The organism is Chitinophaga sp. (assembly GCF_036566945.1).
Taxonomy (GTDB): Bacteria; Bacteroidota; Bacteroidia; order Chitinophagales; family Chitinophagaceae; genus Chitinophaga.
Map to the genome: position 1 here is coordinate 1 of NZ_DATCVJ010000091.1, position 9,543 is coordinate 9,543.

The following is a 9,543-nucleotide window of genomic DNA, read 5'->3' on the forward strand; positions in this document are numbered from 1 at the left end:
TAATAAAGAAAAAATCCTTCAACAGCATGGCCATTGAAGGATTTTTTCTTTATTAAATATTCTTGTTGGTTATCTTCTTCTTACTTTCTGGTAAATGCTCATCGCAGTACCCAGTATGGTGATGAGGATACCCAGCCATAATACATTGATATATGGGAATATCATGGCTTTCATCACGATATAATCACTGAAGCCTTCGGCTTCTTTTACCTTCAGTTCTATTTTATTTTCCGCAGGCATAATCTTAGAGAACCTAACATTGAGTCCCAGTGGCGCCAGTGTATCTTCCACGCTGTACTGGTAGCTGCTGTCGCGGATAAAATAAATAGGCTGTAATTTAAAGTGATCATCTGTTTGTGTGTACACTTCCAGTTCAGCACCTACTGCCAGATCTCCGTTCTGTGGAACATAATTGCGGCTTTCCGGTTTGGTATTCAATCCTTTCAGCACAATGAAGCCTCTGGAGAAAAATACAGAATCGCCTTGTTTCATCTGGTGCGTTACATAAGGCGTGGTATCGGCTTTCGCTTCTTCTTCCCTATTGGGTGCAGCAGATACATAGGTAAAGATATCCCTTGTCAGATAGTGTCTGGAAGCAGGATTGGACGAAATGGTATTTTCTTTCGTATTTACAAACGCATCCGGATAAAGTGTAAATTTCTCCAGGATATTACCGGTTTGTTTATCTTTTTTCTCGTAAACTACCTTGTAGTAGGTTTTAGGATCGCCCTTGGAAATGGAGTCACCGGTATAGGTAACATGGTAGTCGCCCATTTGTACCGGTACATCCCTTGGCAGCATGATATTTTCACGGGGATTTTGTTTACTTTCTTTTCTGAAGAAGCCATCATTGAGAATCTTCATACGATCGATCGATATTACTTCATTTTTGGCGGAAGAAATGAGGATACCCAGCAATACCATACCAAAACCGATATGCGCCACGGAAGCTCCTGCATTTTTCAGTTTGCCTTTCAGGCCGGTGAAAATGTAAGTAAAGTTCGCTACGATGGCATAAATGCTGGCAAACAGCATCAGGTAAATGGCGGTCAGGAATCCGGCGCCATATTTATCGTAGGTGATGGTTCCTTTCCAGGCCACCAAACCAGTTAATAACAAAGCTACCAGTGTAGGAACGGCCAGTTTCTTTGTGATTTCTCCACGTGGCGTATCCTTGTACCGCATGAATTGTACGACTGCCGTTAATACGCCCAGTACGATGGCAATCCAGACCTGAATTTTATTATAGTGGAAAATGGCGTCTGATGGCGGTGCGATGTCGTTCATATTGAACAATGACTTCAGACCGGTGAAACTCAGCAATTTATTCCATACCGGAATAGAAGTGGTGAAGGTGATCTGAATAGCTGCAATGAGCAGGATCAGGGAACCTACAAACAGCCAGAACTCGCGGGAGTAGCTGTTTTCTTCTTTCTTCACAGATGGGATGTCTTTTCTGCGCATAATCAGCAATGCAATAGATGGTACGGTAAATACCAGCATGGCAAAAAGCAACTGTGCGGTCATTCCCATATCCGTAAAGGAGTGTACAGAGGTATCTCCCAAAACACCACTCTTGGTGAGGAAAGAAGAATAGAGAATCAGTACGTAGGAAATAAAGAAGAAGAAGATGGTAGATTTCAGCGAGTGGCCGGTAGCTTTGTAAGCCAGCAGCGTGTGTACACCAGCCACCATGGTGAGCCATGGCACCAGCGACGCATTTTCTACCGGATCCCAGGCCCAGTAGCCGCCGAAATTAAGTGATTCGTAAGCCCAGGCTGCTCCCATCATGATACCGGTACCCAGCATCATAATCGCAAACAATCCCCATGGCTGTACGGGTTTTACCCAACCGGTGTAATCGCGGGTCCAGATACCTGCAAAAGCAAAAGCAAAAGGAATGATCATGGAAGCAAAGCCCAAGAACAGTACCGGCGGGTGAATCACCATCCAGTAGTTCTGCAGGGTTACATTCAGGCCATTACCATCGTGGATATGCTGCATATAGTCCGCTGTCTGGAAAATAGGCGCCAGTTGGTTTTCGGGTGCCTGTCTCAGTAACATAAACGGATTACTACCCACTTTATAGCCCAGTACAAATATGCCGAGCAGCATGCTGGCCATAATCAGCTGTGCCAGCGAGAAAGTAGTCATTACCGGCGCTTCCCATTTTTTGGAAGTGCGGATCAGGATAATTCCCAATATACTGTTCCAGATACTCCAGAGCAGGAAGCTACCTTCCTGATCAGACCAGAGACTGGATAATAAGTATTGTATAGGCAGGTCGCGGGAAGTATTGCGCCATGCGTATTTGTATTCAAAAAAGTGATTATACAGAATATAGTACAGGCAGCTGAAAACGCCGATAACAGCGGCTGACTGTATAATAAAAGACCAACGGGCCAGTCTTTTCCAGGAGTCCTGTAAGGATGGTTCCTTTAACTTAACTACATTATAATAAGCGACGGTGGCTACTATAGATGCGACAAATGCCAGTATGGCAAAGAAGTGGCCTAATTGGCCCGGCAGTAAATGTTCCCCTACAAACTTCATAAAATTCCTCTAGAGATGTGAATATTCCGGCACCTGACGATACTGATAAACTGGCTTATGGCGGTATCCCCGACATAAATGATCCAATATCAAAATGTTCAAATGATTACATTAAAGTTGTTTGTTGCTGACAGCCACCTGATCGTCCTTGTATTTAGACGGGCACTTCATCAGTATTTTGCTGCAATGAAATTCGCTGCCTTCCATTTTACCTGTCAGTACAATAGATTCGGCTTTTTCGAAGTCGGTAGGTTTGGCGCCGTAGAATACTACTTTATGAGATTCACCGGTTTTATCGTGGACGTAGAAGCTGAATAAGTTAGCATCTTTCATCGGGTCGTAATTCATCGCCTTTAAAGTGTCGAGTTTCCCGATGACATGGAATTCCTTCCCTTCTTTTTCACGGGCCGTTGCGAAAGTTTCATAGGTACTGAAATCTCCCACCATAGTTACTATCACTCCAATTGCTACCGCAATTACCACCAGCAGAATAATATTTGTTTTTTTCATATGAAAATTATCTTCCCTATTGATTTGATTCAAGCTGCAAAACCCTTTACCAGTGCGCTCTTAGCATTCCCCGCTTTTTGCCTTACTTTATTTGTTTCCGATTAATCGGCAAAATTAAGTCAAAATGACCTTCTTCGGACAATTTTTATATAAAAGGCAATTCTTTTTATGAGAAGGACGGCTGTAAGTAAACATAATCCTATCTTTGCGCGGAATTTAGAAAAGTACGATTTTATCATGGCAGATTTATCTCAATTTGACCCTAACTCGGTTGGCCTGCTGTCCAACAACGTTTTTGGCTTACCTTTTTCGGAAGAAGAAGCCCGGCTGGTATTGTTACCGGTGCCCTGGGAAGTAACGGTATCTTACAATAATGGTACTGCCCGTGGACCGGAACGTATATTCAGGGCATCCTTTCAGATCGATCTTTACGATGCAGATGTGAAAGATGGCTGGAAACAGGGTTTTTACATGCGTGAACCAGATAAGCACCTCTTATTACGCAGTGACTATCTGCGTAAGGAAGCGGAGCTGTACCTGAAATTCCTGACCGAAGGGGGAGATATTTCCGAAAATGAATTCCTGAAGAAAACACTGGTAGACGTGAGCAACGGTACCAGGGCCATGAACGAGTGGGTATATACCCAAACCAAGGCTTTGCTGGAAAAAGGCAAACTGGTAGGACTCGTAGGTGGCGATCACAGCACCCCGCTGGGCTTCTTCAAGGCTATCGGTGAGCATGCCGGCGACTTTGGTATCCTGCAGATAGATGCACATTGCGATTTACGGGATGCCTATGAAGGATTCAAGTATTCACATGCCTCCATTATGTACAATGCCCTGGCAGAAGTACCGCAGCTGTCAAAGCTCGTACAGGTAGGTATCCGCGACTACTGCGAAGAAGAAGTGGAGTACATCAACAATAGCGAAGGGCGCGTAGTCACCTTCTTTGATAAACAAATCAAAGAAAGACAATTTGAAGGGGAAACCTGGAAGGCGATCTGCGACAGTATTGTTGATACCTTACCGCAACAGGTATATATTAGTTTTGATATAGACGGACTGGATCCGAAATTATGTCCGCATACCGGTACCCCGGTGGCGGGCGGCTTTGAAGTAGAGCAGATATACTATCTCTTCAAGCGCGTACTGGCCAGTGGCCGTAAGCTGATTGGATTTGACCTGAACGAAGTAAGCACTTCACACGATGAGTGGGATGCCAACGTAGGCGCCCGTGTGTTGTTCAAGCTTTGCAACCTGTTGATCAGTTCTAATTCTTAATCTTACATTCCTGTTCATGCATAGTTTGCGCATCCTGCATCCCAATACCAGTAGCAGAATCCGGTTATTGCCGGTGATGCATGGTCTTACGGGTATTTTGTTTCTGATTAATGCGATTGGTGTATACCGTAGTCCGCAGCCTAACTGGTTTATGGTCGTATTTTTTGTGGTGGTGGGGCTATTAGCGATTGCGTTTCCATTTACCATGAAGCGCTTTAAGCAGTTTACCGAAGCAAATACCGTAGCGCGCATGATAGAAGCGCTCATTTGTTTTACCGGCAGTTTATACTTCCTGTCGCACCTGCAGCCGCTAATGAGCCTGCTGTTGTTCCTGACAGGGAGCGGTCTGGCATATGTAGGCTGGATGGAATACAAGATTTTCCAGCCCTCGTATGTAAAGATGGACACCACTGGTATTACCCTTCCTACCACCTTTTCCAAAAGGCTGGTTGGCTGGAACGAACTGAATAACGTAATTTTGCGGAACGACCTTTTGACAATAGACTTTAAGAATAACAAGATTCTGCAGCTGGAAATACTGGATGAACCTGGAAAAGAGCAGAGAGAAGTATTAAATAGCTTCTTTACGTCCAGGGTTCAGTAAGTGTTCATTCCAACAGATCATAAAATCACAAAATGTTAAAACAAACACCTTACATATTATACTCTGACGGTGAAGGAAATATTTTTGAAGACACCAGCATGTATGTAACTGGCCGCAGTGGCTGGGATGCATGGCCGGTAGACGCTGAAGAGTGGATCGAATTACCGGAAGGAGGCAATTTGTATGAGTTGCCAGGTCGCCGTGGTATTGGCATCAATGCCACCACGGGTGATATGCAGCTTTGTGATAAAGGATGGGCTGTGGCGGCCTTCATTCCGCCGGCACATACCGGTTTTTACCTGGCAGCTTACGAAACCATGCCAGATGCGCCTACCCTCCCGCTGTTTTGCTACACAGCTGTTGGTTGGCTGGATGGTAAGTTTTATGTACCCGCCACCCGTATTGAAGCCGATATCCGTCAGGAATGCGCCGGCTTTGACGACAAAAAAGTGAAACAAGGCGTAAAAACGCTGGTGGAGGCGTATCCGCATAACAGACTGGTACAACACCTCGCTGAAAATTGTGCGCTGACCTACGAATGCCCTGCTGCACGTAATTATTTTATGGGAAGATGGGAATGCCCTATTCCTTCCTCTCCTGCGTGCAACGCCAACTGCGTAGGATGCATATCCTTCCAGCCGGAAGAAGAAAGCATCGTTTCTACACAGGATCGTTTGCGTTTTAAACCAACCGCAGCGGAAATAGTAGAATACACCGTACCACATCTCGAAGAAGCCCCCTTCCCTATTGTGAGCTTCGGCCAGGGTTGCGAAGGCGAGCCATTGCTGATGTGGGAAACCATCCGCGAATCCATCATTGAAATACGTAAACACACGCCTAAAGGCAGTATCAATATCAACACCAACGGCAGCAAGCCGGATGCAGTAAGAGCCCTGTGTGAAGCAGGATTAAACAGTATCCGCGTGAGCCTGAACTCTGCCCAGGAAAAGTATTATACACCTTATTACCGTCCTAATAATTATGCTTTTGAAGACATCATCGAGAGCCTGAAAGTAGTACGTGAATTTGGTGGCTGGACCAGTATCAACTACTTCGTGTTTCCGGGTATGACAGATAGTGCAGATGAATATGAAGCACTGCGCAAACTGATCAGGGAAACCGGACTGAATATGATTCAGTGGCGTAATTTTAATATTGATCCCGACTGGTACCTGGGTAAACTGGGCGTAACAGAAACAGGAGAATGTTTAGGCGTGAAACAGTTACAGGAATTAATTCAGGAAGAATTCCCGGATCTTAAATTCGGTTATTTCAATCCTCCGATGGAACGTATCACCGGGGATTATATGAGCGATTTCGCGCACTAGTTTTATCGCCTCCGGCGATGCGAGTTTTTGTCTTTCTTCAGGATTATACTGATTTAGATGATTTTCCAGATTTTCACTTTTTGATTAATAGGATTATAAAAAGATTAGCGAAGATCGATGTGGTTATCCTCATCTTTCTTCGCTAATCTTTTTATATCATTTAAAATCCCAAAAGTAAAAATCTGGAAAATCATCTAAATCAGTATAATCCTGAAGAAAGACAATCGCCGAAGGCGATCCCCTCCGCTCACTCCACTTCCTCGAAGCGATACTGCTTCGCATAAGCCGACGGCGACATGCCCGTTACCTTTCTGAATACTCGGTTAAACGTAATTGGATTGTTATAACCGGTCGCATAGGCCACGGCCGCAATGCTGTCAAAATCTCCATTAATAATTTTCTTGCAGGCTACATTGATCCTGATTTCATTCAGGAATTCGAGGTAGGTTTTGCGGGTATGTTTCTTAAAGTATTTACAAAAAGCGTAGGTAGTCAGATGTGCGATCGCAGCGATCTGTCCGAGTGAAATATTTTCTGCATAGTGCTCCAGTGTATACTGGTAAATATCATTCATGCGCAGCCCTTCCGACTCGCTGTACGCATGCCTGGAGAAGCCTGTGGATAAAGACTTCCACTCCTTTACCTGTTTCGAAAAATAAACCAGCATTCCTACAAATGCCAGCAATCTTTCGGCGCCGGTAAGGCGTGAAATTTTCAGGATGTCTGTTGCCATTTTTTCGGCGTGTGCTGCCGGCAGTTGCAGGCTGTTGGCGGTGAGTTGTAAAAACTTCCGAACCGTTTCCATTTCCTTTAGAGAAAATAATCCCTGCAACGCCTGTTCATGATCGAAGAAAATATGGATGGCATGAATATTCTTCTCCTGTACATTTTCAAAATACCTGGCATCCCCTTTAAACATATGGGGCTGATTGGCGCCAATTACATAAATTTCCCCTGCCTTAAATGGCTGGGTATAGTTACCGGCAATCAGGGTGCCTTCTCCTTTGATGATGAGTGTTACCTGTGCCTCTTTATGACGATGCAGGTAATTATAGAAGTATGGGAGAATATCTTCCTGTATCACGACCGCTCCTTCATCAGCAACGGGAACAGTAAATTGAATTACTTTCATTAACCAATTTTACTACTTTTTGCGCAAAATTAGCATTTTGAAGACAATAATTGTAAAGTCTTTAACAATTTTGAATAGCACAAGCCAGATAATCCTTTCTCCTTTCCCCTTGCTGATAACGGTTATGCCAGCTCCGATACGGGCTTTGCGGCTTTACCCACCGCCAGTTTTCGCTGCAACCACCAGAAACCGGCACCTGAGACGAGGCAACCCAACGCCGTAATGGCCCACCAGGGCTTAAATCCGAGATGCTGCACCACAAAGGCGCCGGTAGTAGGTGACACCACATTGGCCAGTGAATAGGAGATGGTATATAGCGCTGCATACTGTCCCCGGTTATGGTCCTTACTCCGGCCAATCCAGAAACTATTCATAAAAGGAAGACAAAACATCTCGCCGAAGGTGATGATCAGCATAAATAAAGCCGCCACGGCCCACAATGGTGGCAGGAAAGAGAGCAGCAGGTAAGAGAGGCATACCATCAATGCGCCGCGCGCCACAAATACCAGGTTAGGCCGGGTGCCATCCAGGCGATATATCATTACCATTTCCACCACTGCGATCAGGATGCCGTTGATAGACATATTGAGACCAATGAGCCACTCTTCCATGTGCATTACCTCTTTAAAATACAAAGGCACAATACTGGAAAACTGAAACAGGCAGATCGCATTCAGGGTAGCAAAAGCCAGGAACCACAGATAGATATTATCTTTCCATACCTTATTTTCTTTTATTACTACTGTTTTAGTCTCTTTTACAGGCGCCTTTACCGGTGGCAGGAAAATGCGCATCAATACAGCTGCCGCTATACAGGTAAACCCATCTACCCAAAACAGCAACTGATAACTGAAACTGGCCAGAATACCTCCAATAGCTGGTCCCACTGACCAGCCCAGGTTCACCGCCAGGCGGTTCAGGGCATAGGAACGGGTACGGTTTTCCGGGGCGCTGTAAGCCGCAATAGCGATACTGTTGGCCGGCCGGAAGGCATCTCCTACGGAACTCATCACAAACACGCAGACACATATTTGCTCAAACGTGCGCATCTGTCCCAATAAAATGAATAATAAACCGTTAGAGAAAAGGCTCCAGAACTGTACGTGGTAAAAGCCAATTTTATCAGATAACCAGCCACCCAGCAGTGCACCCACAATAGCGCCGCTGCCAAAACAGGCCATCACCAGGCCTGCCTGGGCGATGCTGAAGTGCAGATGTTGGGTAAGGTACACCGTCATGAAAGGAATCACCATAGTACCACTGCGATTGATCAGCAGCACAAGTGATAACCACCAGGTAGCGGGAGAAAGGCCGGTATAGGCATTTTGATAGAGACGAATCGTTTGTCTGAAGAGGTTCATAAAACTTGGCAAAAAATAAATTTCTTAAAAATAGGATTAACAGCACAGTTTTTGCAAAGATCCGGAATTCATCTTTTGATGAGTGATTATTTTTTCTGGATCAAAACATTAACTTTGGTCTAAACAGGCGCTCAATAAGGTTATCATGGAGGAAAAAAACGGTAAAAAAAATATCCAGGCATTAGGCATTACCATCGGCGTTCATGCGTTGCTGTTAGTGGCCCTTGTATTTACCGGCTTTTCAGCCCCTCCGCCCCTTCCCGATCAGGATTTGGGAATGGAAGTTAACCTCGGCACGTCTGATGAGGGCATGGGAGATGTGCAACCACTCAATCCCAATCCTCCCAGTGCTGCCGCTTCTGAGCCGGCACCGGCTGAAAGTCCGGCTACCGCCGCCAAAGACAATAGTGAGCCACAACAAGACATTGCCACACAGGACGAAGAGGATGCTCCGGAAATAAAAAAACCGGAAAAGCCCGTAGAAAAACCAAAAGAGATTCCTAAAAAACTGGAACCGAAACCTGTAAAACCTGTTAAAAAACCAACAGAAGCACCACCAACACCAGCACCACCTGCTCCCAAACCGAAAGCGGTATTTTCCGGTGGTACCGGCAACAGTGCCAACAGCGGTAACAGCGCCAATGGTTCTAACAACGCAACCGGAGAAGGTAATACCGGCAAACCCGGCGACCGGGGACAACTGGGGGGTAACCCTAACGGCGGCGGATATACGGGTGGAGGACTGGGAGGAGGTCGTTCTGACTTTCATCTCAA

Annotated in this window: 7 protein-coding genes and 1 pseudogene; 4 read left to right on the top strand and 4 right to left on the bottom strand. The window is 45.4% G+C overall.

The genetic code is table 11. From position 1 onward, the window contains the following. Positions 1-69: 69 nt before the first annotated feature. Complete coding sequence (gene ccsA / locus VIP81_RS02605) at positions 70-2,553, bottom strand: cytochrome c biogenesis protein CcsA (protein ID WP_331956922.1); 2,484 nt, start codon at positions 2,551-2,553, stop codon at positions 70-72. Between the two features lie 111 nt (positions 2,554-2,664). Beyond that, positions 2,665-3,063, bottom strand: a complete 399-nt coding sequence (locus tag VIP81_RS02610; RefSeq protein WP_331956923.1) for a cytochrome c maturation protein CcmE — start codon at positions 3,061-3,063, stop codon at positions 2,665-2,667. Positions 3,064-3,300: 237 nt separating this feature from the next. Between VIP81_RS02610 and VIP81_RS02615 the strand changes: the two genes are divergently transcribed. Genes VIP81_RS02615 through VIP81_RS02625 form a run of 3 tightly spaced genes read left to right on the top strand, consistent with a single transcriptional unit; the run spans position 3,301 to position 6,276 of the window. Continuing rightward, positions 3,301-4,344, top strand: a complete 1,044-nt coding sequence (locus tag VIP81_RS02615; RefSeq protein WP_331956924.1) for an agmatinase family protein — start codon at positions 3,301-3,303, stop codon at positions 4,342-4,344. Positions 4,345-4,360: 16 nt separating this feature from the next. Continuing rightward, complete coding sequence (locus VIP81_RS02620) at positions 4,361-4,948, top strand: hypothetical protein (RefSeq protein WP_331956925.1); 588 nt, start codon at positions 4,361-4,363, stop codon at positions 4,946-4,948. Between the two features lie 32 nt (positions 4,949-4,980). After that, positions 4,981-6,276, top strand: a complete 1,296-nt coding sequence (locus VIP81_RS02625) for a radical SAM protein (RefSeq protein ID WP_331956926.1) — start codon at positions 4,981-4,983, stop codon at positions 6,274-6,276. A gap of 247 nt (positions 6,277-6,523) precedes the next feature. Here the strand turns inward: VIP81_RS02625 and VIP81_RS02630 are convergent, their stop codons facing one another. Both VIP81_RS02630 and VIP81_RS02635 read right to left on the bottom strand, forming a co-directional pair. Then, a complete protein-coding gene (locus tag VIP81_RS02630) occupies positions 6,524-7,408 on the bottom strand; it encodes an AraC family transcriptional regulator (protein ID WP_331956927.1) in 885 nt (294 codons plus the stop codon). A gap of 122 nt (positions 7,409-7,530) precedes the next feature. After that, positions 7,531-8,769: an MFS transporter gene (locus VIP81_RS02635; RefSeq protein WP_331956928.1), complete on the bottom strand. Its 1,239-nt coding sequence runs from the start codon at positions 8,767-8,769 to the stop codon at positions 7,531-7,533. A 145-nt stretch (positions 8,770-8,914) separates the two neighbouring features. Between VIP81_RS02635 and VIP81_RS02640 the strand changes: the two are divergent. Continuing rightward, positions 8,915-9,543: pseudogene (locus VIP81_RS02640) on the top strand (hypothetical protein); the annotation flags it as partial.

Excerpts from the sequence above, each read along its gene's own strand:
- ccsA (WP_331956922.1), bottom strand. The coding sequence starts at position 2,553 with ATGAAGTTTGTAGGGGAACATTTACTGCCGGGCCAATTAGGCCACTTC.
- VIP81_RS02610 (WP_331956923.1), bottom strand. The coding sequence starts at position 3,063 with ATGAAAAAAACAAATATTATTCTGCTGGTGGTAATTGCGGTAGCAATT.
- VIP81_RS02615 (WP_331956924.1), top strand. The coding sequence starts at position 3,301 with ATGGCAGATTTATCTCAATTTGACCCTAACTCGGTTGGCCTGCTGTCC.
- VIP81_RS02620 (WP_331956925.1), top strand. The coding sequence starts at position 4,361 with ATGCATAGTTTGCGCATCCTGCATCCCAATACCAGTAGCAGAATCCGG.
- VIP81_RS02625 (WP_331956926.1), top strand. The coding sequence starts at position 4,981 with ATGTTAAAACAAACACCTTACATATTATACTCTGACGGTGAAGGAAAT.
- VIP81_RS02630 (WP_331956927.1), bottom strand. The coding sequence starts at position 7,408 with ATGAAAGTAATTCAATTTACTGTTCCCGTTGCTGATGAAGGAGCGGTC.
- VIP81_RS02635 (WP_331956928.1), bottom strand. The coding sequence starts at position 8,769 with ATGAACCTCTTCAGACAAACGATTCGTCTCTATCAAAATGCCTATACC.